Here is a 25722-nt window from a genome sequence, read left to right as displayed (position 1 = left end):
TCTGCAAGACAAGGTTTATCGTTCATGCCCTATTACTGGCGACTGTCAGGCTTCTATTTTTTCTATTTCGGGCTGCTCGGCACGCTGGTGCCGTACTGGTCCCTGTATCTGAAAGATCTTGGCTTCAGTGCCGTCGCCATTGGCGGCCTGATGGCCATTCCTCAACTGACCAAAATTGGCGCCCCGAACCTGTGGGGTTGGCTGGCAGATCGCAGCGGGCAACGGCTGCGCATTATTCGTGCCGGTAACCTGCTGGCTGCCATCGTATTTCTGCCAGTGTTCTGGGTAGACACCTTTTGGGGCATGGCAGCTTTACTGGTGTCCTTCAGTTTCTTCTGGAATGCGGTGCTGGCCCAGTTCGAGGTGCTTACCCTGCAGTCACTGGGCAGCCAATCACATCGTTACAGTCACGTTCGGCTGTGGGGCTCGGTGGGGTTTATTCTCGCCGTTTTGGTGCTGGGGGAGGTGCTCGATCGGGCCGGGACGGCTGTGTTGCCCTGGGTGCTCAGTGGTCTGCTCTGGTTGCTGTGGTTAGGCACGCTGACGCTGCCGGCGGGCAACGCACCGCGGAGTCGGGCTTCCGGGGCAGGGGTGTCGGCTTGGCAGGTGTTACGGCGCCCGGCAGTCAGCCTTTTTTTAATCGCCTCGTTTCTGATGCAGATGTCCCACGGCCCGTATTACACCTTCTATAGCATTTATTTGGAAGAGCTGGGTTTCAGCAAATTCGTTGTTGGTTTGTTGTGGTCTTTGGGCGTGCTGGCCGAGGTGGGCTTGTTTGTGGTGATGCACCGGCTGCTATCGCGCTTTTATATCCCCTGGATTCTGGTGGCGAGCCTGCTGTTAGCCGCGTTGCGTTGGTTGATGATTGCTATGGCGGGGGATTCGCTATGGTTGTTGGCATTGGCTCAGCTGCTCCATGCGGCTAGCTTTGGCAGCTTCCATGCCGCCAGCATTGCCTGGGTGCACCGTCAGTTCGGTGAGGCACTGGGTGGCCAGGGGCAAGCACTGTATTCCAGTCTGGGCTTTGGTGCTGGGTGGGCGGCCGGAGCCGGCTTGTCCGGTGTGCTGTGGCAGCAATGGGGCGTAAATTTGTTTTTCGCCGCGACGCTTGTCGCGGTGCTGGCTGCGGGGTTGTTGGTGGTGGGCGGGGTGACTCGCTCAGCGCACCGTGGACAGATCAGGTGATCTGCCCACGCAGAGCGCGCAGGAATGCCTGGGCCGCGTTGGATTGGCTTCGTGCCGGGTGAGTCACTACGCCGAGCTGACGTTCGGGTAGTGGCACATTCACCGGCAGCTGAATCATGCCTCTGTCGACCATGGTGGCGGGAAGAACACTCCAGCCCAGGCCAATGGACGCCATCATATGGATGGTTTCCAGATAGTTGGTGGACATGGCGATATCCAGCTTCAGGTTATGCTCGTCGAACAGTCGCTCCACGATGCCGCGCGTAAAGGTGACCGGTGAGGGCAGAATGGCACTGTGACCGGTAAAGGATTCCAGCGTCAGGTTGTCCTGTTTCGCTAAAGGATGCTCCGGTGCACACATGAATACGAGTGGGTCGTTCCAAATGACCTCGCTATTCAGGCGTTCATCCGGTTGCGGCGGTAAGGTGACAACCCCCATCTCTAGCTCGCCGTGCAGCACACCTTCCCAGGCTTCTTCCGAATCAATGAAGTGAATATCCAGTTTTACCTGCGGGTAATCTCGGGAGAACTGGCGCAGAACCGGTGGCAATCTATGCAGTCCAATATGATGGCTGGTGCCGATGCGCAACTTGCCAGTGACTTCACCGGACAGGTCGTGTATTGCACGGGCGATATCTTCCACGTCCATCAGTACCTGGCGGGCGCGAGGCAGCAATGAGCGCCCAGCTTCTGTCAGTTGAATTTGGCGTCCTACGCGGTCAAACAAACGGGCTTCAAGCTGTTGTTCCAGTAGCGCAATGCGCTTGCTAATGGCCGGTTGCGTGATGTACAGGCGTTCTGCGGCAGCAGAAAATGAGCCTGTTTCGGCGACGGCCATAAAGGCGGTTAGCGTTGGGGTATCGATCATTCCCGGGGCATCCACAGTGTCAGTACGGGGATAATAATTGGTTATCTTAAAAATGAAAAATATGAATTGGATTTATTGATGGCGTAGTTCTACATTAATTAACAGTGATAAACCAGCCGAATTTATGGTCTCAGTCAGTGACCTCAGGCGGCTCAGGGAGATAGACATGGCCGGCAAGACCCTCTACGACAAATTGTGGGACGCTCATCTCGTCGCTGAACGCGAGGACGGTTCCGCATTAATCTACATCGATCGCCAAATTATTCATGAGGTCACATCGCCTCAGGCGTTTGAGGGGCTGCGCCTGGCGGGGCGCCAACCTTGGCGGACCAGTGCCAGCGTGGCAACCATTGATCACAATGTTCCGACGACACCGTTTAACAGTGCCGCTGATATTACTGATGAGACGTCCCGTATTCAGGTGCAGACACTGGAAAACAACACGCGCGAATTCGGCATTACCGAATTCGGTATTGGTGATGTGCGCCAGGGTATTGTTCATGTGATGGCCCCGGAGCAGGGTGCGGTAGTGCCGGGCATGACCGTGGTCTGCGGCGATTCCCACACCTCCACTAATGGCGCGTTGGCCTGCCTGGCCCACGGTATTGGCACCAGTGAGGTTGAGCACGTTTTGGCGACCCAAACTCTGGTAGCCAAAAAAATGAACAACATGCGGGTGTCTGTTGAAGGTGAGCTTGGCCCAGGTGTTACCGCGAAAGATGTGGTGTTGCACATTATCGGTGTTATCGGCACCGCAGGTGGCACCGGCTATGCGCTTGAGTTTGCCGGCAGTGCCATGCGCAGCCTGAGCATGGAAGGCCGTATGACGGTCTGCAATATGGCCATTGAAGCCGGTGCCCGCGCTGGCATGGTGGCGGTAGACGACGTCACCATCGATTACGTTAAAGGGCGCCCCTTTGCTCCCAAGGGTGCGGATTGGGATAAGGCTGAAGCCTACTGGCGCACGCTGGTGTCCGACGCTGAGGCACAATTCGATCAGCAGGTGGACATTGATGCAGCGGATATCAAACCGCAGGTGTCCTGGGGGACCAGCCCGGAAATGGTGGTGCCTGTGGATGCCCACCTTCCCGATCCGGCTGCAGAGACGGATGAGGTTAAACGCTCGGGTATGACCCGTGCTTATGAATACATGGGCCTGACCCCTGGGATGCCTGTTACCGAGATCAAGGTGGATCGCGTCTTTATCGGCTCGTGCACAAACTCCCGTATCGAGGATTTACGCGCGGCGGCAGAGGTGGCTAAAGGCCGCCAGAAAGCCGGTAGCGTTAAACAGGTGCTAGTGGTGCCAGGATCCGGGTTGGTCAAGCAACAGGCAGAGAAAGAGGGATTAGACAAGATATTTGTTGAGGCTGGTTTTGAATGGCGTGAGCCTGGTTGTTCCATGTGTCTGGCGATGAATCCGGACCGTCTGGAAGCCGGAGAGCATTGTGCCTCTACCTCGAACCGCAATTTCGAGGGGCGTCAAGGCAATGGCGGGCGTACGCATCTGGTTAGCCCTGCCATGGCAGCCGCCGCTGCGGTGGCGGGCCATTTTGTGGATATTCGCGAGCTGGATCAGGCATAAGGAGTAACACCATGGAAAAATTCGTACGTCACGATGGTCTGGTGGCTCCGCTTGATCGTGCCAATGTGGATACCGATCAGATCATCCCCAAGCAGTTCCTCAAGTCCATTAAGCGGACCGGTTTTGGTCCTAACTTGTTTGATGAATGGCGTTATTTGGACGAAGGTTTTCCGGGACAGGACAACGCTGCGCGCCTGGTAAACAACGATTTTGTATTGAATCAACCAGACTATCAGGGCGCCAGCATTCTGTTGACGCGTCGCAACTTCGGTTGTGGTTCCAGTCGTGAGCATGCGCCCTGGGCGCTAATGGATTTTGGCTTTAAGGCAATCATCGCGCCGAGTTTTGCGGATATCTTCTACAACAACTGCTTCAAAAATGGTTTGTTGCCCATTGTGTTATCCGAAGATAACGTGGAAGCCCTGTTTCAAGTGGTTAGCAGCAAGGGCGGATACCGGATTACGATCGATCTGGAGGGCCAGCAGGTGATTCCCGAAAGCGGAGAACCGCTACCATTCGAAATTGATGAATTTCGCAAACATTGCTTGCTCAACGGTTTGGATGAGATTGGTTTAACCCTGAACGAGGCGGATGCGATCCGGGCCTATGAAAGAAGCCGAATAGAGCGTGAACCTTGGGTTTTTGCCGACCATTAAAAGAATAGCCAAGGAGGTTGTATGTTGCGTTTACTGTCTCTGTCGTTGATGTCGGTTCTGATGTTAGCAGGCTGTGCCTCTACGGGTATGTACCATGCCCCTACCGGGGAGCAAGCCGCTACATTAACGGTGGACAATCAACTCGAATCGCCGGTGCAGCAAGACCAAGGGGCGGGCTGGAAAATGCCCACCAGCAGTGAGGCTAAGGCCTCACTGTTCAAAGTGGATGGTGATCGGATTACCGAGCAAGCGGGTTCTCAGAGCGTACAGCTTGAAGCGGGCAAACACTCGGTAGAAGTTTTCGCTGATCAGGGCGGCATCCTTCGTTTTGGCAAATTCCGTTATACCTTCTTAGAAGGTGGAATCTATCAGGTTCGCATCCGAGCAGCAGAGGGCAGCAAAGAATATTCTCTTGAGTTGGTAAAGGCCTCTGCCCCAGATGATGTGCTGGTAGCGAAAAACTTTTAATGCCCGATAGGGCTGCAGTAGACAGGAAGCAGTAATGAGCAAAGTATTGGTGTTAGCGGGCGACGGAATTGGTCCTGAAATCGTCCGTGAGGCGGTTAAAGTGCTGGACGTAGCCAAGCAGAAATTTGCTTTGGATGTGGAGCTGGATGAAGCCTTGGTGGGTGGGGCTGCGGTGGATGCGGAAAATGATCCATTGCCGCAAACCACATTGGAAAAAGCGCGCGCCGCCGACGCCATTCTTTTCGGTTCTATTGGTGGTCCAAAATGGGATGCCATAGAACGGGACAAGCGTCCGGAGCGCGGTCTGCTGCGCTTGCGCTCGACGCTGGGTTTGTTTGCGAATCTGCGCCCGGCTATTTTGTTTCCGCAATTGGCAGATGCCTCCAGCCTGAAACCGGAAGTAGTGTCCGGGCTGGATATCCTGATCGTGCGTGAGTTAACCGGTGGTATTTACTTCGGTCAGCCCCGCGGCATCAAGGAAGAAAATGGCGAACGTGTAGGCTTCAACACCTATGTCTATACCGAGTCGGAAATGCGCCGTATCGCTAAAGTGGCCTTTGAGCTGGCCATGAAACGCGATAAGCGTGTGTTATCGGTGGATAAAGCTAACGTGCTGGAAGTCACCGAGCTTTGGAAAGAAGTGGTCACCGAGGAAGCAAAAGCCTACCCGGAGATCGAGTTGTCGCATATGTATGTGGACAACGCGGCCATGCAACTGGTGCGTGCGCCGAAACAGTTTGATGTGATTGTCACCGGCAACCTGTTTGGTGACATTCTCTCCGATGAAGCCGCCATGCTCACCGGTTCCATCGGAATGTTGCCCTCCGCGTCACTGGATGAAAACCGCAAGGGCTTGTATGAACCCTGCCACGGCTCGGCACCGGATATTGCCGGCCAGGGCATCGCCAACCCGCTGGCGACCATTATGTCGCTGGCCATGCTGATGCGTTACAGCCTTGAGCGTGGCGATGTGGCCGATGCCATCGAGGCAGCGGTGGAGAGCGTTCTTGATCAGGGGCTTCGTACAGCGGATATCTATACCGAGGGCACTCGCAAAGTGGGCACCGAAGAAATGGGCAGCGCCGTTGCCGATGCACTGTTAAAGGCATAACAGAGGCACAGGGCCAGGCGTCACACGCGCATTTATTCACTGATAGAAAGGGCAATCCTTTCAGGAGACAGTTTCTAATGAAAAAAGTCGGTTTTGTCGGCTGGCGTGGCATGGTGGGTTCCGTACTGATGGAGCGCATGACTGCCGAAAATGATTTTGCAGATATCGAACCGGTCTTTTTCTCGACCTCTCAGGTCGGACAGGCTGGCCCGGACGTGGGCAAGGATATTCCGGCCCTGGGCGATGCCAAAAGTATTGATGAATTGAAAGCGCTGGATGTGATCGTGACCTGCCAGGGTGGGGATTACACTAACGAGGTGTACGCGAAGCTGCGTGAAGCCGGCTGGGATGGTTACTGGATTGATGCGGCATCCACTTTGCGAATGAAAGACGATAGCGTCATCGTGCTCGATCCGGTAAACCGTTCGGTGATTGATTCTGCGCTACACAATGGCACCAAGGATTTTGTCGGCGGTAATTGTACTGTGAGCCTGATGTTGATGGGCCTGGGCGGCTTGTTCAACGAAGGGTTGGTGCAATGGGCCAGTGCCCAGACCTATCAGGCGGCGTCTGGTTCTGGTGCCCAGAACATGCGTGAGTTGATTGCCCAGATGGGTAAGATTCACGGTGATGTTTCCGACAAGCTGGCAGATCCTGCTAGTGCGATTCTGGATATTGATCGTCAAGTAGCGGCGAGCATGCGTAGCGATGCCATGCCCCGTGAGCACTTTGGCTTCCCGCTGGCGGGCTCTCTGCTGCCTTGGATTGATAAGGAAATGGAGAACGGGCAGAGCAAGGAAGAATGGAAGGCGCAGGCGGAAACCAACAAGATTCTCGGCCGTAGCAGCGACCCGATTGCCTTGGATGGCACCTGTGTTCGTATTGGTGCCATGCGTTGTCATGCCCAAGCACTGACCGTAAAGCTCAATAGCGATGTGCCTATGGATGAAGTTAACGACATCATTGCCAAGTCCAACGATTGGGTCAAAGTGGTGCCCAATACCAAGGAAGATACCTTGCGCGATCTGACGCCTACAGCGGTCACCGGCACCTTGGGTATTCCCGTGGGCCGTTTACGCAAGCTCAATATGGGCGGCGAATTCCTGAATGCCTTTACCGTAGGTGATCAGCTCTTGTGGGGCGCAGCCGAACCATTGCGTCGCATGCTGCGCATTCTTCTCGAACACTAAAGGCGACAAACCAGAGGTAAGTAATGGATCGGTCAATCAATCTGGCCATTGTCGGAGCTACCGGCTTGGTCGGTGAGGCCATCATCAAATTGCTCGCGGATCGGAAATTTCCGGTCGGCGAGCTTTTTGTTTTGGCTTCCGAAAATGGTGCAGGCAGCAAGGTTTCGTTTGCGGGCAAGTCTCTGACGGTGGGTAAGGCCGATGATTTCGACTTTTCCCAAGTGGAAATTGCCTTATTTGCAGCTGGGGCATCAGTCAGCCAGGCGCTGGCTCCGCACGCCGCAGAGTGCGGGGTGGTGGTGGTCGACCTATCTCCAGCTTTCCGCTACGAAGCGGATATTCCACTGGTTGTGGCGGGCGTTAATGACGAGATGCTGGCCCAAGCCAGGGAGCAAAATCTGGTGGCCTGTGCGGATGCGTCAACCGTGCAGTTGGTGCGCGCCCTGAAGCCGTTAACTGAACAGGGGCCGTTACAGGAGGTGGTGGTTACCCAGTTTCAGGCGGCATCAGCCACTGGTAAGGCAGGAGTGGACCAACTGGCCCAGCAAAGTGTGCGTCTGCTGAACGGCCTGGCGCCCAGTGAGGCCGCTCAAGCTCAGATCGCGTTCAATGTGTTGCCTGTAAGTGGCCAGATGCAGGAAAACGGTTTTACCAGTGAAGAGCTGAAGCTGATTTTGGAAACTCGCCGGGTCCTTGCAGATCAGCCGTTGTCAGTGCAGGTAACGATGGTGCGGGTGCCCGTTTTCTATGGTTATGGGCAAAGCGTTAGCCTGCGCAGCATTCAGGGGCTGTCTGCGGCGCAGTGTTATACGTTATGGGATGGCGATGAGGATATGTCAGTTGAGGACAGTGACGATCCCCAGGCCGTGTCCCCGGTAGCAATGGTTGAAGGGCCGCCCGCAATGCGCATTTCTCGTGTCCGCGAGGAGATGGAAGCGGGGGGTGGGTTGAGCTATTTTAGTGTTGCCGATAATGTTCGTTGGGGGGCCGCTCTCAACGCAGTGAAAATAGTGGAGAAGTTGCTAAAAGATTATCTGTGATGGATAGTTACTGACATTATGTGACGCGGTTTCTAGGTTTTTCTTCAAGCCTAAGGCAGAATGCGTAATGATGATGTAGGTAGCTTGCCGACTTGGGTACGTTCGCAGCGCCCGCGGGATTGGGCTGAGCACGGGAAACATAATAAATAAAGGGTTCGACCATGCTTCGAAAACTTGGGTTTGGCTTAACGGCTGTGGCGATGATGGCCCCTGGGGTAGCAGCGGCACTGGGGGTAGGCGATTATCAGCTTCATTCTTATTTGAACCAGCCTTTGGATATGGATGTTTCACTGCATGAAGTTGGTGACCTTTCAGCAGAAGAAATTCTGGTTAACCTTGCCCCTCAGTCGGAATTCGATGCCGCTGGTGTTGACCGCAGCTATTTTCTCAATCGCTTGGAGTTTTCTGTAGAGTTTCAGGATGGCGATAAAGCTCAGCTGCATATTTCTACGGATCAGCCGGTACGCGAACCCTATCTGAACTTCCTGGTTGAATTCCTTTGGCCCACGGGCCGATTGATGCGTGAATATACCGTACTGCTGGACCCGCCCAGCTTTGCGGATAGTACGGTGACCGCGGCCCCGGTCATCAGTCGTGTGCCGCAGCCAGCCACTCGCAGTCAGCCCTCAACTGCAACACAGTCCCCGTCTGAGAAAACGCTTGAATCCGAAATTGCATCCGAGCCTTGGCAGGCTGAATCTACTCCTGCTGAGGCTGACAGTGGCGCGCGTAATCGTTATACCGTGCGTTCTAGCGATACCATGTGGCAAATCGCGCTGAATAACCGGCCTTCTAACAGCGTGTCGGTACAACAGATGTTAGTGGCCATTCAGCAAATCAACCCGGATGCGTTTATTAACAACAATGTCAATTTGGTCCGCGAAGGCGTCGTGCTGCGTATTCCCAGCGAGCAGGAAGTGCGTACCATTTCTACTCGTTCTGCGATCGCGGAAGTGGCTGACCAGAACCGTCAATGGCGTGATATGTTGGAGCAGCGTGGCATTCAAGCGCCCCAGCGCGCACAGATCGATGGTTCGCGTCAGGTGGTTGATGCTGATGAAGAGGGTGTAGATTCGCCAGCTCGTGGTGAAATGAAATTGATCGCTCCGGAATCCACCGCGGGTGTAGATGATGGTAACAGCACTGGTGATGCTAGGCAGGGTAACGCTAATACCGCTACGCTAGAGAATGAACTGGCGATTCGCGATGAAAGCCTGGATCGCCTAGATCGTGAAAACGCCGAACTGAGATCTCGACTGAATGCTCTTGAAGAGCAGAGCGCTACCAGCTCGGAACTACTTAAGCTGCGTAACGATCAGATTACTCAATTGCAGCAAGAGTTGCGTCAATTACGCGAAGAGCAGGGCGTGGCTGCGCCGAACAGTGATCCGTTGATGGAAGAGCCGGTCGCACCGGAACTTTCCTCCGCAGATGGAGGCATGGCGGACGATACGGCAACGGAAGAAGCCGCTAATTTCAGTAATAACAGCAACGAGCCATCCACTGAAAGTGGTGTGGTTGCGCTAGAAGGTTCTGACGAAGAGTTAGCAAAAGAGGCCGCTAAGTCCAGCGCCACAGGTAGCTCGAAACAAGCCAATGCGATAGCTGATAATGCGCAGAGAGCGGAAGGTGAAGCGACGGCTACGGATAGTGTGGTCGAGCCGGTAGCGCCAGTGGGCAAACCGGAGCCGGTTGCCCCGGCGCAATCGCCGGTTGCTTTAGGGGGCATTGTCGATCTGATCATGGCCAACCTGCTGTACATCCTTCTGGGTGTTCTCGTTATTGTGCTGTTGATTTTTCTGCTTCTGCGCGGCAAGAAAAAAGACGATAACGAAGTGCTGGATGGCCCATTTTTTGAGGCTGCTGACGACCAGCAGGACAGTGAATTTGACCTGAATCTGGATGATGACGGGTCTACTGTCGCGACGGTCGAAGATGATGATGTGGTGTCGCCACCAGGACAAGAGCAAGGTGGTAGCCAGGACCCGCTGGAAGATGTGGAAGTCTATGTGGCCTATGGCCGTTACCCGCAAGCGGTAGATTTTCTGCGCAATGAAATTAACAAGTCGCCCGAAAGGTCAGATCTGAAAGTCCGCCTGCTGGAGTTGCTCAAGGAAATGGGCGATGACGCGGCCTTCCAGCAGCAGGCAACCGCCTATGCTGGTACTGGTGCCGATATGGATGCGGCTATCGCTCGCTTGGGTAGTGTTGCCCCAGTTTCCCAAGACGATGAAGAGCTGTCTCTGGATGATCTGGAAATGGGCTTGTCCTCGGGTTTGAATGACGAGGCCTTTTCTGCTCCGACCATCCAGGCAGAAGCGCTAAGCCCTGAGCCGGAGGAAATCTCCGATGAGCTGGCTGATTTTGATTTCGAGTTAGATGCTATTGAGGCTGACAACGCAGACGCCACTGTCATGCTGGGAGCTGACCGTGACTCAGCTTCTTCCGATGCTAGCATTGACGAAGGATTTAGCCTGGATTTCGATAGTGAAGGCGAGACTTCGCAAGCCCCTGAAATGTCTGATGCGGACAAGCAGTCGCTGTCAGCCGATTCTGTGCTTGAGCTGGATGACATCGGCACCTCTACCCAGAATGGCGACACGGTATTTGGTGATCTCAACCTAGATGAGATGAATGCTGAGTTTGACGATCTTTCTACCGATCCAGTTAATGATGAAGAGCTGGATTTGTCACTGGACGATCTGGATTTATCTGATGAAACGGGCAGTGCTCCACAGCATGAAGTGGATGATGTTCTGGCGGATCTCGAGATTGATCTGGATCTGGATGAAGCGGAGCAATCGCTGGTTGACGCCGTTGAGGCAGACGATTCTCTAGATCCAATCACTTCATTGGATCTAGAGGATGATCAGTCCCCATCACTAGATGAGTCTTCCGCTGTTGAAGCGACGGATGAGCAGAAACGCGAGGACGCGTCGTTGAACATTGATCTGGCGTTGGTGCCCGACACCTCGGAGGATGATGCGTCCGACTCGTCCAGTGCGGATGTGTTGGCAGATGAAGATGACTTCGACTTCTTGGGTGAAACTGACGAAAATGCCACTAAGCTAGATTTAGCCAAAGCCTATATCGACATGGGCGATAGCGAAGGGGCGAAGGATATTCTCAGCGAAGTGATCTCCGAAGGTAGCGCTCAGCAACAGAACGAAGCAAGAGAGCTGCTTGGGCAGGTGGGTTAACCCGCCACTCTGGCTAGGAAAAAGGGGGGCGATGCCTTATGGTATCGCCCCCCTTTTTTATGGGTAGCAGTTTTGCGTAAACGGCAACGAGACGGTGAACGATGACACGCATTGCGCTGGGTATTGAGTACGATGGCACTGATTTTCGTGGTTGGCAGATGCAACAATCAGGAGTGCGCACAGTTCAGGAATGCCTGGAAGCGGCACTGTCTAAAGTGGCCAACCATTCGGTGACCGTAGTGTGCGCCGGTCGTACTGATGCAGGGGTACATGGCACTGGGCAGGTGGTGCACTTCGATTCCGATGCGCCCCGTGAGATGAAGAGCTGGATTATGGGGGGCAATACCAATCTGCCAAGAGATGTGACCATACGGTGGGCGGTGCCAGTGAGCGATGATTTTCACGCGCGTTTTTCTGCTGTGAGTCGCCGTTATCGCTACGTAATTTATAACCATGCTCGCCCCCCGGCGCTCTACCGCAGCCAGGTAACCTGGAATCACCGTCCTCTGGATGTTGCCGCCATGCGTGAGGCTGCATCGTATTTGGTGGGTCATCATGACTTCACTGCCTACCGCAGCGTGCATTGCCAGGCCAAGTCACCGTTAAAGACTCTGCATAGCCTTGAACTATATGAACAGGGCAAAGTGCTGGTGCTTGAGGCACATGCTAACGCGTTCTTGATGCACATGGTGCGTAATATAGCTGGGGTCCTGATGAAGGTGGGTGCAGGTAAGAAACCGCCTGTTTGGGCCAAAGACGTTCTGGAATGTCGAGATCGGCGGCTGGGCGCTGCGACAGCTCCGCCCTTTGGACTATATCTGGTGGAAATTGAGTACCCTGAGCTCTTCGCGTTACCTGATGAGCCCCTGGGGCCCCTGTGGCTGCCGGACCGTCTTGAGGCATAATTAACCCTTATCGGCCTGCCTTTGTTACACTGGAGAACCCATGACCGTACCCCGGGTCAAAATCTGCGGCATTACTCGAATTGAAGATGGTTTAGCGGCGGCGAACGCCGGTGCCGATGCCATTGGCCTAGTTTTTTATGGGCCCAGCCCTCGTGCTGTTACTGCTCGACAAGCAGCAGAAATCTGTGCCAGCTTGCCGCCGTTTGTTACCACGGTGGCGCTTTTTGTTGATGCGTCTCGTGCTGAGATTGAAGGGGTGCTGGCCAGAGTGCCGGTGGACTTATTGCAGTTCCATGGAAATGAAAATCCGCAGTTTTGCGACAGTTTTAACCGACCATGGATCAAGGCAGTTCGAATGAAGGATGATGTGGATCTCCACCATTATGCTCAGATTTACCGTAATGCGGCAGGTTTGCTGATCGACAGTTATGTTGCTGGCGTGCCGGGCGGGACTGGGGAGACGTTTAACTGGGGCAGGGTACCTAAAACCTTGCCTCTGCCTGTAGTGCTGGCCGGTGGCCTGCACCCAGGGAATGTGGCTGCAGCTGTGACACAGGTTCAGCCATGGGCAGTGGATGTGAGTGGTGGTGTTGAACAGAAGAATGTTCAGGGTGGCCGCAGCGGTGGCATCAAAGATGCCTCTGCCATCCGTGTCTTTATTAATAGTGTCAAAACACGAGGAGTAGCTGGTGTCTGAACGCCCTGATTTTTCTGCTTTTCCTGATGCGCGTGGCCACTTTGGCCGGTTTGGTGGCAGCTTTGTTTCGGAGACCCTGATGGGGGCACTGGACGAACTGACGGCCATGTATGAGCGTCTTAAGGACGATCCGCAGTTCCGCGCGGATTTCGACTATGATTTGGCCCATTATGTGGGCCGCCCATCTCCGCTTTATCTGGCGGAGCGATGGTCGAAGCAGCTCGGTGGGGCGAAGATCTGGCTCAAGCGCGAAGATCTCAATCACACCGGCGCTCACAAGGTGAATAACACCATTGGCCAAGCTCTGCTAGCCAAGCATATGGGCAAGCCCCGTGTGATTGCAGAAACCGGTGCGGGCCAGCACGGTGTGGCCACGGCGACAGTGGCCGCACGGTTAGGTCTAGAATGCCAAGTGTATATGGGCGCGGAAGATGTGGAGCGTCAGAAACTCAACGTCTATCGAATGAAGTTGCTGGGCGCGGAAGTGATTCCGGTTACCTCAGGGTCTCGTACCTTAAAAGACGCTATGAATGAGGCCATGCGTGACTGGGTGACCAACGTTGACAACACTTTCTACATTATCGGCACCGTGGCCGGTCCTCACCCTTATCCGCAGCTGGTGCGCGATTTCCAGTGCATTATTGGGCGTGAGGCCCGTGAACAAAGTCTGAAACAGGCGGGGCAGCTTCCCGATGCGCTAGTAGCCTGTGTCGGCGGTGGCTCCAATGCTATTGGTCTGTTCCATCCCTTCCTCAACGATGAGGATGTGCTCATGTATGGTGTAGAAGCGGCGGGGGATGGTATTGAAACCGGTCGTCATGCTGCGCCTTTAAACGCGGGCCGCCCGGGTGTTTTGCACGGCAATCGTACTTACCTGATGGAAGACGATAACGGCCAGATCATCGAAACACATTCCGTGTCGGCGGGTTTGGATTACCCGGGTGTCGGGCCTGAACATTCCTGGCTTAAGGATATTGGCCGGGTTAATTATGTGGCTGCTGACGACCAAGAAGCCCTGTCGGCGTTCCGCGAATTGACTCAGGTAGAAGGCATTATGCCAGCTTTAGAGTCTGCCCATGCGCTGGCCTACGCTCGCAAGCTGGCCCCCACCATGTCTGCGGATCAGAACATTGTGGTGAATCTATCTGGTCGGGGTGACAAGGATATCCTGACCGTGGCCGCCATTGATGGAATCGATTTTTAATTCTGTTTAGGTCGTTTGCTTGTTAAGGCGATGCTTTCCCGCGTAGGAAAGTGTCGGCTTGGAAAGACCCATGGGGCCTTTCCTTTACCCGATTTTTAAGGAGCAGAAATGCGTCGTATTGAACGTTGCTTCCAGCGCCTAGACGGTGAGAACCGTAAAGCGCTGATTCCTTTTGTAACGGCGGGTGATCCGGTTAAGGATGTAACCGTGCCGTTGATGCACGCCATGGTGGATGCCGGGGCAGATATTATTGAGCTGGGGGTGCCGTTTTCCGATCCCATGGCCGATGGGCCGGTAATCCAGTTGGCCTGTGAGCGGGCTTTGCAGCACAACACGTCCACCCGTGATGTACTGGCCATGGTGAAGATCTTCCGTGAAACCAACACGCAGACCCCTGTGGTGCTGATGGGGTATTTGAACCCGGTTGAAGTAATGGGCTATGAATCTTTCGCTAAGGCCGCAGAAGATGCGGGTGTGGATGGGGTGTTGTTGGTGGATTTGCCGCCAGAAGAGGCTTTGGAAGTAAGGCCGGTTATGGATGCCCATGGCCTAGACATGATCTTTCTGGTGGCACCGACTACCTCTGATACTCGCATAAAGCTGATTGGCGAAGCCGGTTCCGGCTATCTGTATTATGTCTCTTTGAAGGGTGTTACTGGCTCTGCAACCCTGAATGTGGAAGAGGTGGCCAGCCGCGTTGAAACAATTCGCAACCTTGCCCAATTGCCCATTGGGGTCGGCTTTGGTATCAAAGACGCTGAATCTGCGCAGGCGGTGAGCCGGGTAGCCGATGGTGTGGTCGTTGGTAGTGCTCTGGTTAATCAAATTGCTGAAAATAAGAATACTCCCGACGCGATTAATGACGCGGTTGGGGGTATTCTCAGCGCTATGCGTAAAGCCATGGATCAATAACGGGACCCTTGCATGAGCAATAGCAACTGGCTGGAGAAAATCCTCCCTGCCGTACGTCGACCCCAGGAAAGTCGCCGCAACAACATTCCTGAAGGGCTGTGGCGAAAGTGCCCGCGATGCGAAGGGGTAGTCTACCGGCCGGAACTCGATCGCAACATGGATGTATGTCCAAAGTGCGATCACCATTTGCGTATTAGTGCCCGCCGTCGCCTTAAGCTGTTTCTTGATGAAGGTGTGCAGACGGAAATCGGTACGGAACTGTCCCCTGTGGATCGTCTCAAATTCAAGGATTCCAAGAAGTATAAGGATCGCCTTGTAGCGGCACAGAAGGCCACCGATGAGAAAGATGCACTGGTCGTTTTGAAGGGCGCTTTGCATGGTGAACCGCTGGTTGCCTGTGCCTTTGAGTTCAGTTTTATGGGCGGTTCCATGGGCTCCGTGGTGGGTGAGCGCTTTGTGCGTGCGGTGAATGTGTGTCTTGAGCAGAAGTTGCCATTAGTTTGTTTTGCAGCCAGTGGCGGGGCGCGCATGCAAGAAGCGTTGTTCTCACTGATGCAAATGGCAAAAACTAGCGCCGCGCTGGAGAAGATGCGCCAAGCAGGTTTGCCGTTTATTTCTGTGCTTACCGATCCTGTTTACGGCGGGGTGTCGGCGTCCCTGGCCATGCTGGGAGACGTGAATGTGGCTGAGCCTAATGCGTTGATCGGCTTTGCCGGCCCGCGGGTAATTGAACAGACTGTGCGCCAGAAACTGCCCGAAGGGTTTCAACGCAGTGAATTTCTACTCGAGCACGGTGCCATCGACATGATCGTCTCCCGCCACGATATGCGCGAGACCCTTTATCGCTTACTGGCTAACATGATGGGCTGGCCGCCACTAGCTCTGGATGACTGACAGCCCACTGCCAGGCTCTTTGCCCGAGTGGCTGCGTCGCATTGAAGCCATGCACCCGGCCGATATTGAGCTGGGCTTGGATCGGCTTCGTGACGTGGCCACCCGCTTGGAGGTGGCCCGCTTTTCTGTTCCAGTGATTACCGTTGCCGGCACCAACGGCAAAGGCTCAACGCTGCGTTTGATGACCGCCTTGGCAGAACAGCAAGGCCGCAAGGTTTGCCTCTACACCTCTCCTCACCTTCATGTGTTCAACGAACGGATACGGTTGCCAGATGGTCTGGCGAGTGATACGCAGTTGTGTGCAGCATTCGCACAAGTGGAGCTCGCAAGGGCAGGCGTGCCACTTACCTATTTTGAATTCACCACCCTGGCTGCTCTCTGGTTATTCAAGGATAGTAATGCCGACCTGATCTTGCTGGAGGTCGGCTTGGGGGGGCGGTTGGATGCGGTCAATATTGTCGAACCCGATGTGTCTGTGGTGACCTCCGTGGGGCTTGACCATCAGGACTGGCTTGGCAACACCCGTGAAGCCATTGCGGCAGAGAAATGCGGTATCGCGCGGCCCGGTAAGCCGCTGGTGTATGGTGAAGCGCTCTGGCCGGATAACCTTGTGCCCCTGGTTTCAACATTAGGCGCTATTCCAGTGTTCGCCGGCCGTGATTTTCACATTGATGGCGCTACACTGTGGTTGATTGATGGCGAGTCGGTGAACTTACCGGAAGTCGTGCGCCTAGGTGCTGATAATCTGGCTACGGCCTGTCAGGCGCTGAGCCTGGCCGGCGTAAACTGTCAGCAGGGGGATTTAGCGGCGGTTGCTACGTTGGGCTTGTTTGGGCGTTGCGAACATCAACTCATTGCTGGTGTGTCCTGTTGGTTCGATGTGGGTCACAATCTTCCGGCGGTGCAACGTTTTCTTCGACAGCTGCCTGATTGTGCCGGAACCCGACATCTGGTGTTTGGCATGATGGCAGATAAGCCCTTTGATGGGGTGATGGCATTATTCGAAGGGATGGCTGCACACTGGTATCTGGCCGCACCACGGATTCCCCGCGCAGCATCCACTAGGGTGTTACAAAGCGCTTTACCGGCTACAGCCCAGTACAATGAGTACGCGAGTGTGGCGGCTGCTACTCATGCAGCGTTGGCGGCGGCATCGGCGGATGATCAGGTGATTGTTTTCGGCTCCTTTTATACGGTGGCAGAAGCTCGGGAACCGCAATCGTAGGGCTAGGCCGTTATGTCTCAACGCCCTCCAATGAATGCTGAATGGAGAAACGGGTGGATAATCGAACGCGTCAGCGCCTTGTAGGCATTATATTGTTATTGGTTCTGGCGGCGACGCTGGCGCCGTTTCTGTTTCGTACCCCTGAGCAAGTACGTGGTGCGTTGGAGATGCATATTCCTGAACCGCCGGAGCACAAAACAGTTTTGGTTGAGCCGGTTGTTGAGCAGGAACTTCGTGAGGTAGCGGATGAGCGCATTGTCGCCGACCATGAAGCGGTACAGGAGGCGGCTGAACAACAATTAAATGAAGATAATGCCAGCGTCGTTCCGGATCAGCCAGAGCCCGTTATCCCTATTAAGGAGGATGCGGCAGTGCCTCCGCCGGAAGACCCTGTGAGCGCGCCTCAGTTGGGCCCAAGCGGCGGGCCTGTACTGGCTGGATTTGTGGTGCAGACGGGCAGTTATTCCAATGCCGATAACGCTAAGGGTATGGTCGACAAGCTTAAAGCGGCAGGGTACCGGGCCTATACGCAAACGGATAGCCATGATGGGAAAGTGCTTCATCGGGTCATGGTTGGGCCAGAGATTCGCAAGGAAGATGCCGAAGCAACGCGATTGCGATTGGCCAATGACGATCGTTTTAAGCTCAAGGGATTGGTACGCATTTACGTGCCCTGATCTGTATCAGTGAGCTCGGCTTTACTTTCCCGTGGCCTAGCTAAGTATTATTTCAGATTGCCTAAGAAGATGGAGGCAAAGGCCGGGATGCATGGGCAAGCGGGTTTGGCTCTGATAAACTGCGCCGTCTGTATTTACAGGACATCCTGCCAGCCTTTTTCTGGGTTTGGCATTGTCCATTTTTTCAGCCTTCACCCGCCGGCGAGAGCACGCTTTAAATGAATCTGGCAGACGGCATCATCCTGTTTGTTATCGCAGTTTCTGCCCTTTTGAGTGTTCGCCGGGGGTTTACCCGCGAAGCCTTTTCGTTGCTCACATGGGTTGCGGCCTTTATTATCGCCCGCCTGTTCAGCCCGGCCCTGGACCTTCTGCTCCAGGAACAGATCACCACCCCCAGCCTGCGTGCCGCTGTCGCCTTTGGTAGCCTGTTTGCTCTGACTTTGGCTGTAGGGGCTCTCATTAATCATTTGCTCGGTGAACTGATCCGCGTCACCGGTTTGAGTAGTACTGACAGATTAATGGGTATGGTGTTTGGCGCCCTGCGTGGGATGTTGCTAATGGTCGTACTCGTCGCCCTGGGTCAGCATTTGTTTGCTTCTGACCCCTGGTGGCACGAATCCACCCTGGTTCCGCATCTGGTGATGATGGAAGCGTGGACCCGGGACGTGGGCGAGAGCCTTCTCGCCTTTATCATGAATGTAAGTGGCAGCTAGAGGTAAGTACCATGTGCGGCATTGTGGGCATTGTCGGTCATAGCTATGTGAACCAGGGGATTTATGATGCCCTGACCGTTCTCCAGCATCGTGGCCAGGATGCGGCTGGTATAGTGACCTGTGACGGCGACCGTCTCTACCTGCGCAAAGATAATGGCATGGTGCGCGACGTTTTCCGCACTCGCCATATGCGCCGCCTTGTAGGCAACATGGGGATTGGCCATGTGCGTTATCCCACTGCAGGCAGCTCCAGTTCGGCAGAAGCTCAGCCGTTCTATGTAAATTCTCCTTATGGCATTACGTTGGCCCATAATGGCAACTTAACCAATGCCGAAGCCCTAGCCGAACATATCTTCCGTGCTGATCTGCGCCATATCAACACCACTTCGGATTCTGAGGTTTTGCTGAATGTTTTTGCTCACGAGCTGCAAAGCCGGGGCAAGCTGAAACCGGAACCGAATGATATTTTCGATGCCGTTGCAGCGGTTCATGATCGTGTGCAAGGCGCTTATGCGGTAGTTGCCATGATAACCGGTTACGGCATCCTGGCCTTCCGTGACCCTCACGGCATTCGTCCTGTGTGTTTTGGCCGCAAAGATACCCCCAACGGCCCAGAGTACATGGTGGCTTCTGAATCCGTGGCGCTGTCTTCACTGGGCTTTAATGTAGTGCGTGACTTGGCTCCGGGTGAAGCTATTTACATTACCGCTGAGGGTGAAATGCACACCCGCCAGTGTGCCGAAAATGCAAGTTTGCACCCCTGTATTTTCGAGCAGGTTTACCTGGCGCGGCCGGACTCCATTATTGATGGCATTTCTGTGTACAAGGCACGCTTGCGCATGGGCGAAAAACTGGCCGAAAAAGTAGAGCGTGAATGGCCTGATCACGACATTGATGTGGTCATCCCGATTCCCGATACTAGCCGCACCTCCGCTTTGCAGATGGCCAATCATCTGGGGGTGAAATACCGTGAAGGTTTTATCAAGAATCGTTATATCGGCCGAACCTTCATCATGCCCGGCCAGCAACAACGCAAAAAATCCGTGCGCCAGAAGCTCAACGCAATCGAGCTCGAATTCCAGGGCAAAAACGTGCTGCTGGTGGATGACTCCATCGTGCGGGGTACCACCTGTAATGAAATCATTCAGATGGCTCGCGAAGCCGGGGCTCGCAAGGTCTATTTCGCTTCTGCTGCGCCGGCGGTGAAATACCCAAATGTATACGGCATCGATATGCCCGTGGCTCAAGAACTGATTGCTCATGGTCGAACCACGGATGAAATTGGTGAACTGATCGGCGCTGATCGATTAATCTACCAAGACTTGGACGATCTGGTGGAAACGTGCAAGGAAGGTAATCCGCAGGTGGTGTCCTTCGATTGCTCCGTGTTCAATGGTGAATACCTTGCGGGTAACATTACACCGGATTACCTGGCCAACTTGGAAGCCCGCCGTAGCGATGCGGCCAAAGGCGATAGTGAAAAGACCCAGGCCTTGGCGGATAACGAAATTATCGATCTACATAATCACTGATACAGTGATGAAACCACCCCCGGAGGCGGCATGGGCCACCATCGGCTAAGTCGCCCGTAACGCGGAGTAGAATTTTCTGATGAGTGATGATCTGGATCCGACAACCCTGAATGTTGAAACCTTGGCCATTCGTACTGCGCAACTGCGCACGGATGAAATGGCACATTCCGATCCAATCTTCATGACCTCCAGCTTCGTGTATGAAAGCGCGGCGCAAGCGGCGGCACGGTTTAGTGGTGAAGAGCCGGGCAATATTTATTCCCGTTTTACCAACCCAACCGTGCGGGCATTCGAGCAACGCTTGGCCGCGTTGGAAGGCGGGGAGGCCTGTGTCGCCTTTGCATCTGGCATGGCGGCAATCAGCGGCACCTTTTTCTCCTTGCTGGCGCCGGGTGATCACCTTGTTAGTTCTCGTAGCGTGTTCGGCACCACCAATGTGATCTACGACCGTTACCTGAAAAAGTTCGGCATCGACACCACCTTGGTGGACATGAGCGACTTGTCCCAGTGGGAAGCCGCGATCCGCCCGGAAACGAAAATATTGTTTCTGGAAACACCGTCCAATCCACTGGCGGAAGTGGGTGACATTGCCGCCCTGGCTAAGCTGGCCCATGACAATGGGGCACTGTTGGTGGTGGATAACTGTTTTTGTACCCCGGCACTGCAAAAACCCATCGAGTTGGGCGCTGACCTGATCATTCATAGCGCCACCAAATATCTGGACGGGCAGGGGCGTTGCCTCGGAGGTGCCGTAGTCGGACCAAAAGAGCCCATGAACGAGATTCTGGGTTTCGTGCGTTCTGCTGGCTCCTGCATGAGCCCGTTTAATGCCTGGGTCTTTATCAAGGGCCTGGAAACGCTAAGTTTGCGCATGCAGGCACAGAGTGAGCGGGCCATGGCACTGGCCGAATGGCTTGAAGTACAGCCGGGGGTTGCCCGGGTGCATTACGCAGGGTTGAAAAGTCACCCGCAGCATGACCTAGCCGGCAGCCAACAGTCGGCCTATGGTGCAGTGATGTCCATTGAGGTGGAAGACGCCGCCGGCAATCGTGATCGTCAGGCCGCCTGGCGCTTTATTGATGCCACTCGCCTGATTTCTATTACCGCTAACCTGGGTGATGTTAAAACAACAGTGACTCACCCGGCGACAACAACGCATGGGCGGGTCAACGAAGAAGAAAAGCAGCGAGCTGGAGTAACCGAGAATCTCATTCGTCTGGCCATTGGCTTAGAAGGAATAGACGATCTGAAGGCAGACCTGAGCCGCGGCCTCAAGGCGTTAGCCAGCGCATAGCCAAGGTACAACCTTGGGAGGTGCGATAAAGTTTCCACGCTTTGCTTTTTTCAACTTTCCACGTTTGAAGGCTCTACTGAATCCCGCGAGCTAAACCACACTCTTTTGCACAGCGTTAGCTTGCGTTGCAGCTTGCAACCTTGGAGTGTTTTGGTAAGAAATCGGGGTTAAGGGGACATAATGCAGGCATTGGATAAAGCCTTGGCCCAGGTGGGCCGCGTTGTGCTGGGCAAAGAAGAGCAACTGAAACTGGCACTGACCTGCATGCTGGCCAGTGGCCACCTGCTGATCGAAGACCTGCCGGGCATGGGCAAGACTACCTTAGCTCATGCGTTGGCTCGAGTGTTCCAGCTGGATTACCGCCGAGTACAGTTCACCAGCGATATGCTGCCAGCGGATATTCTCGGCGTTTCCGTTTTTGACCCTACCACCCAGCAATTCTCTCTCCGCGAAGGCCCGGTATTTACTCAGCTGCTGTTGGCCGATGAAATCAACCGGGCCACGCCGAAAACCCAAAGCGCTTTACTGGAGGCCATGGAAGAGCGGCAGGTGACTTTGGATGGTGTCACTCGCCCTTTGCCGGCGCCTTTTTTTGTGGTCGCGACCCAGAACCCGATAGATCAGGCTGGCACCTTTGTGTTGCCAGAGTCCCAACTTGACCGCTTCCTGATGCGTATTTCCTTGGGTTATCCCGCCTCCGATGTGGAGCTGGAACTGCTCGCCGGCGGTGATTTGCGTCAGCAGGTCCGTGAGTTGAAAGCGGTAATCAATGGTGAAGGTTTGATGAAGCTGGCCCAGGTCGTGGGCAAGATTCGGGTAACACGTGAACTTCTCGATTATGTACAGCGGTTGCTGGACGCCACCCGCTCGGATGATCGCTTTGTTGCGGGGCTGTCACCCCGTGCAGGGCTGGGTCTGTTGAGAGCCGCACGCGCCTGGGCGCTGATAACCGGTCGTGACTACGTATTGCCGGAAGATGTTCAGGCTGTTTGGGCCTCTGTGGCAGAACACCGGTTGAGTGTCCGGCAGGGAGGCAGTGTGGCGGCCATCAGCCAGTCCTTGCTGCAGTCCGTGCCTGTGGTACGGCGTTAAGGTGCCGCGGTGAAATTTCCCCTTGGGGTGCGTGGACTCTATGAACGGTGGTTGACGCGCCGTTTACCCGCTGCCCGCCAGATAGTGCTGAATCAGAAACGCATTTTTATTTTTCCTACCGGTTACGGTTTTTTCTATCTGTTAGTGGCCGGGCTGCTGTTCATTGGCGGCATTAACTATGAAAATAATTTGATCTTGGCTCTGTCGTTTCTAATGGCGAGTTTATTTCTGGTTACCATCCTCCATACCTTTCGCAATTTATCGGCTCTTGGCTTGCGCAATGGCACGGCAGAGTCCGGTTTCAGTGGCGAAGAAGGGGCGCTGGAAGTGGTGTTATTCGCCGAGCAGCGAGCCCATCATTGTGTCTGGTTGTACTGGCCGGGGCAGGCCGCTCAGCAGGTCAGCGTTATGGCAGGGGAGGAGGAAAGCCTGTGGTTGAATTTGTTTCTGCCACGGCGGGGAAAAATAACCGCGCCGCGGTTAAAAGTGGAAAGCCGGTTTCCTCTTGGCCTGCTACGCAGCTGGTCTTATGTGACACTGGATCATTATTGCCTTGCCTGGCCTAGCCCCCAGGAAAATGAAAACTGCCCGGCAGATGGCGGCAAAAATAATCAGAGGGCCTTCAGCAGTGGCCAGTCCGGTAACGAAGAATTTCAGGGGCTGCGCCGTTACGTTCCCGGCGACTCGCTGCGCAAGATCGACTGGAAAGGCTATGCTCGAGGCAGAGGCCTAAACACCAAGTTGTTCGAAGAACCTGTGGGCGGTCGGCTCTGGTTGCGTTGGGACAAGCTGGAAGGTCTAGCAGATGAGCAGCGGCTTTCTATTCTGTGTCATTGGGTGCTTGAGCTAGACCGGGAACATCAGCCCTATGGATTGGTGCTACCGGGGCTGACATTAGCACCGGACACCGGTGATGTGCACCGCTGGCGCTTGCTGGATGCGTTGGCCTGTTACCCGGAGTTCTGATGGCGCGCATTTACCAGGTCCCTTCCCACACTCAGCTCTGGCTGACGCTTGCGGTGACGTTCTGTGCGATACCCCAGCTGCTCAAAGGTCCGCTTTGGCAGACCGGTTTATTTGCGCTGGTGGTGGTGATCCGCGCACTGGTGAACCGGCAACGAATGGCGCTCCCCGGTCGTATTATTCGCAGCCTGCTATTAATGGCTGTGGTGGCGCTCACCTTTTATAGTTTTGGCCGCCTTTATGGGCCGGAAGCCGGGGTCGCCTTGCTGGTTTCGCTGTTTGGGCTCAAATACCTAGAGGTAGTGAGCCAGCGCGATGCCTATGTGTTGTTAGTGTTGGGTTTCTTTGTCTGCGCCACGTCGTTGCTATTTTCGCAAAGCCCGCTGATGTTCCTCTACGTGTTGTTGTGCATGGTGCTGCTCACCGCGTGCTTGGCGGGGATTAATCACAGCGATACCCGCGCCAGCGGGGGGCAGCATCTTAAACGTGCCGGGGTGATTATGGCCCAGGCGATACCGTTGATGCTGATTCTGTTTGTGCTGGTGCCCAGGGTCGCCCCATTATGGAATATGCAGGTGGGCAACGGTAAAGCGCGCACCGGGATGACAGACAGCATGGCACCGGGACAGATTAGTGAGCTATCAGAGTCGTCCGCCCTAGCGTTCCGGGTTGCCTTTGAGGGCGAGATGCCGCCCCCGGCGCAACGCTACTGGCGGGGGCTCACTCTGAGTTATTTCGATGGCCGCGCCTGGCAGCAGGCTATTCCCAAAGGCATGGACAAAGAGAGCTATCTGTATCGTGGCGGCGGGAACGCGCCGGACTGGATGACGGCGCTTACCGCTGGACGTAGCGACGGCAATAGTTACGCCTACCAAGTGATTGTCGAGCCCACCCAGCGCCGTTGGCTGTTTGCCATGCCGGTACCTTTCGTGAGTGGCGAGGGGGTTAGTTTGGCCCGGGATATGCGACTTGTGTCAAATAATCCGGTCAGTCAGCGACAGAGCTACCGGGTGGTCAGTGTGCCAGCGGCGACCCGTCGGCTGCCATTGGCGCCCCAGGAAGAAGCGTTGATGCTGTCGATTCCGGATGACAGCGGTCGCCGGGCTCGAGGGCTGGCTCAGCGGTGGCGCCTAGATAGCGACGCAGATACGGCAGTGGTGCAGCAGGCTCTTGCCTATTTTCGTCAGCAACCTTTCCACTACACACTGCGGCCGCCAAAACTGGTGGCCGATCCCATCGACGATTTCTTGTTCCGTTCGCGCAAGGGCTTCTGTGAGCACTATGCTTCCAGTTTTACTTTTCTTATGCGGGCTGCGGGCATTCCTGCTCGGGTGGTGGTGGGCTACCAAGGCGGGGAACAGAATAGCCTGGGGTCTCACTTACTGGTTCGCCAGTATGACGCCCATGCTTGGAGTGAGGTCTGGCTGGAGGGGCAAGGATGGGTGCGGGTAGACCCAACCGGAGCGGTGGCCCCGGAGCGGGTGGAACACGGGTTGAGGGCGGCTCTTGAAGATGAACAATCCGGGACGGGGCTAAGCGGGATTGAGTTGGATGCTTTTGCTGGCAGTGGTTTGCTGGGGGCCATGCGTGAGTGGGCAGATTATGTGGATTTTCGCTGGCAGACCTGGGTGCTTGGCTATGACAGCCAGTTACAACTGTCCGTACTCGGCAAGTTGCTTGGGCAGGTCACCCCCCTACGGTTGGCCGTAACGTTGATAGTGTCTATTGCGTTGTTGTTGGGGTTGTATGGCCTGTATCTGTTTTGGCATACCCCGGCGCATCGTCAATCCTCAATGGAAAAGGAATTCTGGCATCTATATCAACATGTTCAGAGCCGAGGGTTGAGGCTGTCACCTGGGTTAACCCCTTCATTATTGGCTGAAGCCATTTCTGAACGCTGGCCTCGGGCCGCAAGCCCGGCCCATGACTGGGCCCGCTACTATCAACGGTCGCTGTACGATCCGCAGCAAAAACCCGGCAAACAGCAAATGCGCCATTTACGTGGCTTACGTAATCGCTTGTGCAAATTATTGGATTAGCCGGCTAGCCACAGACGGGTACGTTGGTGTTCGTTTAACGGTTACTTCGGGGGTGTTGCAGGAAACGAAAAATGCGCACGGTAAGGTACAAGAAAACGTTGGAGCGGGCAGAGTAAGCCCCTTGAGTTCAATTGTTCTGGGATGAATTGGCACCGCTCGAGAGCAGGGTTGGATCATGGATTCATGGAACGGATCAACTCATCTGCGTGATCCAGGAAAACCGGGATCGTGGCTTGAGGCCGAGCCTGCAGCGGTTTGCAGTGTTAGATTCA

The 25722-nt window shown here is 54.9% G+C and carries 22 protein-coding genes; 21 read left to right on the top strand and 1 reads right to left on the bottom strand.

Features of this window, described 5'->3' with window-relative positions:
- Window positions 1-24 precede the first annotated feature (24 nt).
- Entirely contained in the window at window positions 25-1185 is a 1161-nt protein-coding gene (locus AS19_RS07615) for an MFS transporter (protein WP_035460342.1), read from the top strand.
- Here the strand turns inward: AS19_RS07615 and AS19_RS07610 are convergent.
- Window positions 1178-2053, bottom strand: a complete 876-nt coding sequence (locus AS19_RS07610) for a LysR family transcriptional regulator (protein ID WP_081424059.1) — start codon at window positions 2051-2053, stop codon at window positions 1178-1180. The two genes, AS19_RS07615 and AS19_RS07610, sit on opposite strands and share 8 nt — an antisense overlap.
- 166 nt (window positions 2054-2219) lie before the next feature.
- Between AS19_RS07610 and leuC the strand changes: the two genes are divergently transcribed.
- The 20 genes from leuC to AS19_RS07510 all read left to right on the top strand — a co-directional run bounded on the left by leuC (window position 2220) and on the right by AS19_RS07510 (window position 25450).
- Window positions 2220-3638, top strand: coding sequence for a 3-isopropylmalate dehydratase large subunit (leuC, locus tag AS19_RS07605; RefSeq protein WP_046961885.1), 1419 nt, complete (start codon window positions 2220-2222; stop codon window positions 3636-3638).
- Between the two features lie 11 nt (window positions 3639-3649).
- Window positions 3650-4294: a 3-isopropylmalate dehydratase small subunit gene (gene leuD / locus AS19_RS07600; RefSeq protein ID WP_011588750.1), complete on the top strand. Its 645-nt coding sequence runs from the start codon at window positions 3650-3652 to the stop codon at window positions 4292-4294.
- Window positions 4295-4315: 21 nt separating this feature from the next.
- Complete coding sequence (locus tag AS19_RS07595; protein ID WP_011588749.1) at window positions 4316-4762, top strand: hypothetical protein; 447 nt, start codon at window positions 4316-4318, stop codon at window positions 4760-4762.
- Window positions 4763-4796: 34 nt separating this feature from the next.
- Window positions 4797-5873, top strand: a complete 1077-nt coding sequence (gene leuB, locus AS19_RS07590) for a 3-isopropylmalate dehydrogenase (protein ID WP_011588748.1) — start codon at window positions 4797-4799, stop codon at window positions 5871-5873.
- A gap of 77 nt (window positions 5874-5950) precedes the next feature.
- Window positions 5951-7063, top strand: coding sequence for an aspartate-semialdehyde dehydrogenase (gene asd / locus AS19_RS07585; RefSeq protein WP_011588747.1), 1113 nt, complete (start codon window positions 5951-5953; stop codon window positions 7061-7063).
- 23 nt (window positions 7064-7086) lie between these two features.
- A complete protein-coding gene (locus tag AS19_RS07580; RefSeq protein ID WP_011588746.1) occupies window positions 7087-8103 on the top strand; it encodes an aspartate-semialdehyde dehydrogenase in 1017 nt (338 codons plus the stop codon).
- Window positions 8104-8264: 161 nt separating this feature from the next.
- Window positions 8265-11303: a FimV/HubP family polar landmark protein gene (locus AS19_RS07575; RefSeq protein WP_011588745.1), complete on the top strand. Its 3039-nt coding sequence runs from the start codon at window positions 8265-8267 to the stop codon at window positions 11301-11303.
- Window positions 11304-11404: 101 nt separating this feature from the next.
- Window positions 11405-12208, top strand: coding sequence for a tRNA pseudouridine(38-40) synthase TruA (gene truA, locus AS19_RS07570; RefSeq protein ID WP_011588744.1), 804 nt, complete (start codon window positions 11405-11407; stop codon window positions 12206-12208).
- Between the two features lie 40 nt (window positions 12209-12248).
- Window positions 12249-12905 (top strand): phosphoribosylanthranilate isomerase, encoded by a 657-nt coding sequence (locus AS19_RS07565; RefSeq protein WP_011588743.1) that lies wholly within the window; start codon window positions 12249-12251, stop codon window positions 12903-12905.
- Complete coding sequence (gene trpB / locus AS19_RS07560) at window positions 12898-14109, top strand: tryptophan synthase subunit beta (RefSeq protein WP_011588742.1); 1212 nt, start codon at window positions 12898-12900, stop codon at window positions 14107-14109. Before AS19_RS07565 ends, trpB begins: the two co-directional genes overlap by 8 nt.
- Before the next feature lie 108 nt (window positions 14110-14217).
- Window positions 14218-15021: a tryptophan synthase subunit alpha gene (gene trpA / locus AS19_RS07555; RefSeq protein ID WP_011588741.1), complete on the top strand. Its 804-nt coding sequence runs from the start codon at window positions 14218-14220 to the stop codon at window positions 15019-15021.
- A 12-nt stretch (window positions 15022-15033) separates the two neighbouring features.
- Entirely contained in the window at window positions 15034-15915 is an 882-nt protein-coding gene (gene accD / locus AS19_RS07550) for an acetyl-CoA carboxylase, carboxyltransferase subunit beta (RefSeq protein ID WP_011588740.1), read from the top strand.
- Complete coding sequence (locus tag AS19_RS07545; RefSeq protein WP_011588739.1) at window positions 15908-17140, top strand: folylpolyglutamate synthase/dihydrofolate synthase family protein; 1233 nt, start codon at window positions 15908-15910, stop codon at window positions 17138-17140. The genes accD and AS19_RS07545 overlap by 8 nt, the downstream gene beginning before the upstream one ends.
- A gap of 53 nt (window positions 17141-17193) precedes the next feature.
- Window positions 17194-17817 carry an SPOR domain-containing protein gene (locus AS19_RS07540; protein WP_231483461.1) on the top strand — a complete coding sequence of 208 codons (624 nt, stop codon included), beginning with the start codon at window positions 17194-17196 and terminating at the stop codon, window positions 17815-17817.
- 218 nt (window positions 17818-18035) lie between these two features.
- A complete protein-coding gene (locus tag AS19_RS07535) occupies window positions 18036-18530 on the top strand; it encodes a CvpA family protein (protein ID WP_011588737.1) in 495 nt (164 codons plus the stop codon).
- Window positions 18531-18541: 11 nt separating this feature from the next.
- Window positions 18542-20062 (top strand): amidophosphoribosyltransferase, encoded by a 1521-nt coding sequence (gene purF, locus AS19_RS07530; protein WP_011588736.1) that lies wholly within the window; start codon window positions 18542-18544, stop codon window positions 20060-20062.
- A gap of 79 nt (window positions 20063-20141) precedes the next feature.
- Window positions 20142-21356, top strand: a complete 1215-nt coding sequence (locus AS19_RS07525) for an O-succinylhomoserine sulfhydrylase (RefSeq protein WP_011588735.1) — start codon at window positions 20142-20144, stop codon at window positions 21354-21356.
- Between the two features lie 180 nt (window positions 21357-21536).
- A complete protein-coding gene (locus AS19_RS07520) occupies window positions 21537-22448 on the top strand; it encodes a MoxR family ATPase (protein WP_011588734.1) in 912 nt (303 codons plus the stop codon).
- Window positions 22449-22457: 9 nt separating this feature from the next.
- A complete protein-coding gene (locus AS19_RS07515; protein WP_011588733.1) occupies window positions 22458-23414 on the top strand; it encodes a DUF58 domain-containing protein in 957 nt (318 codons plus the stop codon).
- Window positions 23414-25450: a DUF3488 and transglutaminase-like domain-containing protein gene (locus tag AS19_RS07510; RefSeq protein WP_011588732.1), complete on the top strand. Its 2037-nt coding sequence runs from the start codon at window positions 23414-23416 to the stop codon at window positions 25448-25450. The genes AS19_RS07515 and AS19_RS07510 overlap by 1 nt, the downstream gene beginning before the upstream one ends.
- The last annotated feature ends 272 nt before the right edge of the window (window positions 25451-25722 follow it).

The organism is Alcanivorax sp. NBRC 101098, from assembly GCF_001010505.1.
Lineage (GTDB): Bacteria > Pseudomonadota > Gammaproteobacteria > Pseudomonadales > Alcanivoracaceae > Alcanivorax > Alcanivorax borkumensis.
Note: the sequence above shows the minus strand (reverse complement) of the source record. Positions and strands in the feature narration are given on the sequence as shown.

Excerpts from the sequence above, each read along its gene's own strand:
- AS19_RS07615 (WP_035460342.1), top strand. The coding sequence starts at position 25 with ATGCCCTATTACTGGCGACTGTCAGGCTTCTATTTTTTCTATTTCGGG.
- AS19_RS07610 (WP_081424059.1), bottom strand. The coding sequence starts at position 2,053 with ATGATCGATACCCCAACGCTAACCGCCTTTATGGCCGTCGCCGAAACA.
- leuC (WP_046961885.1), top strand. The coding sequence starts at position 2,220 with ATGGCCGGCAAGACCCTCTACGACAAATTGTGGGACGCTCATCTCGTC.
- leuD (WP_011588750.1), top strand. The coding sequence starts at position 3,650 with ATGGAAAAATTCGTACGTCACGATGGTCTGGTGGCTCCGCTTGATCGT.
- AS19_RS07595 (WP_011588749.1), top strand. The coding sequence starts at position 4,316 with ATGTTGCGTTTACTGTCTCTGTCGTTGATGTCGGTTCTGATGTTAGCA.
- leuB (WP_011588748.1), top strand. The coding sequence starts at position 4,797 with ATGAGCAAAGTATTGGTGTTAGCGGGCGACGGAATTGGTCCTGAAATC.
- asd (WP_011588747.1), top strand. The coding sequence starts at position 5,951 with ATGAAAAAAGTCGGTTTTGTCGGCTGGCGTGGCATGGTGGGTTCCGTA.
- AS19_RS07580 (WP_011588746.1), top strand. The coding sequence starts at position 7,087 with ATGGATCGGTCAATCAATCTGGCCATTGTCGGAGCTACCGGCTTGGTC.
- AS19_RS07575 (WP_011588745.1), top strand. The coding sequence starts at position 8,265 with ATGCTTCGAAAACTTGGGTTTGGCTTAACGGCTGTGGCGATGATGGCC.
- truA (WP_011588744.1), top strand. The coding sequence starts at position 11,405 with ATGACACGCATTGCGCTGGGTATTGAGTACGATGGCACTGATTTTCGT.
- AS19_RS07565 (WP_011588743.1), top strand. The coding sequence starts at position 12,249 with ATGACCGTACCCCGGGTCAAAATCTGCGGCATTACTCGAATTGAAGAT.
- trpA (WP_011588741.1), top strand. The coding sequence starts at position 14,218 with ATGCGTCGTATTGAACGTTGCTTCCAGCGCCTAGACGGTGAGAACCGT.
- accD (WP_011588740.1), top strand. The coding sequence starts at position 15,034 with ATGAGCAATAGCAACTGGCTGGAGAAAATCCTCCCTGCCGTACGTCGA.
- AS19_RS07545 (WP_011588739.1), top strand. The coding sequence starts at position 15,908 with ATGACTGACAGCCCACTGCCAGGCTCTTTGCCCGAGTGGCTGCGTCGC.
- AS19_RS07535 (WP_011588737.1), top strand. The coding sequence starts at position 18,036 with ATGAATCTGGCAGACGGCATCATCCTGTTTGTTATCGCAGTTTCTGCC.
- purF (WP_011588736.1), top strand. The coding sequence starts at position 18,542 with ATGTGCGGCATTGTGGGCATTGTCGGTCATAGCTATGTGAACCAGGGG.
- AS19_RS07525 (WP_011588735.1), top strand. The coding sequence starts at position 20,142 with ATGAGTGATGATCTGGATCCGACAACCCTGAATGTTGAAACCTTGGCC.
- AS19_RS07520 (WP_011588734.1), top strand. The coding sequence starts at position 21,537 with ATGCAGGCATTGGATAAAGCCTTGGCCCAGGTGGGCCGCGTTGTGCTG.
- AS19_RS07510 (WP_011588732.1), top strand. The coding sequence starts at position 23,414 with ATGGCGCGCATTTACCAGGTCCCTTCCCACACTCAGCTCTGGCTGACG.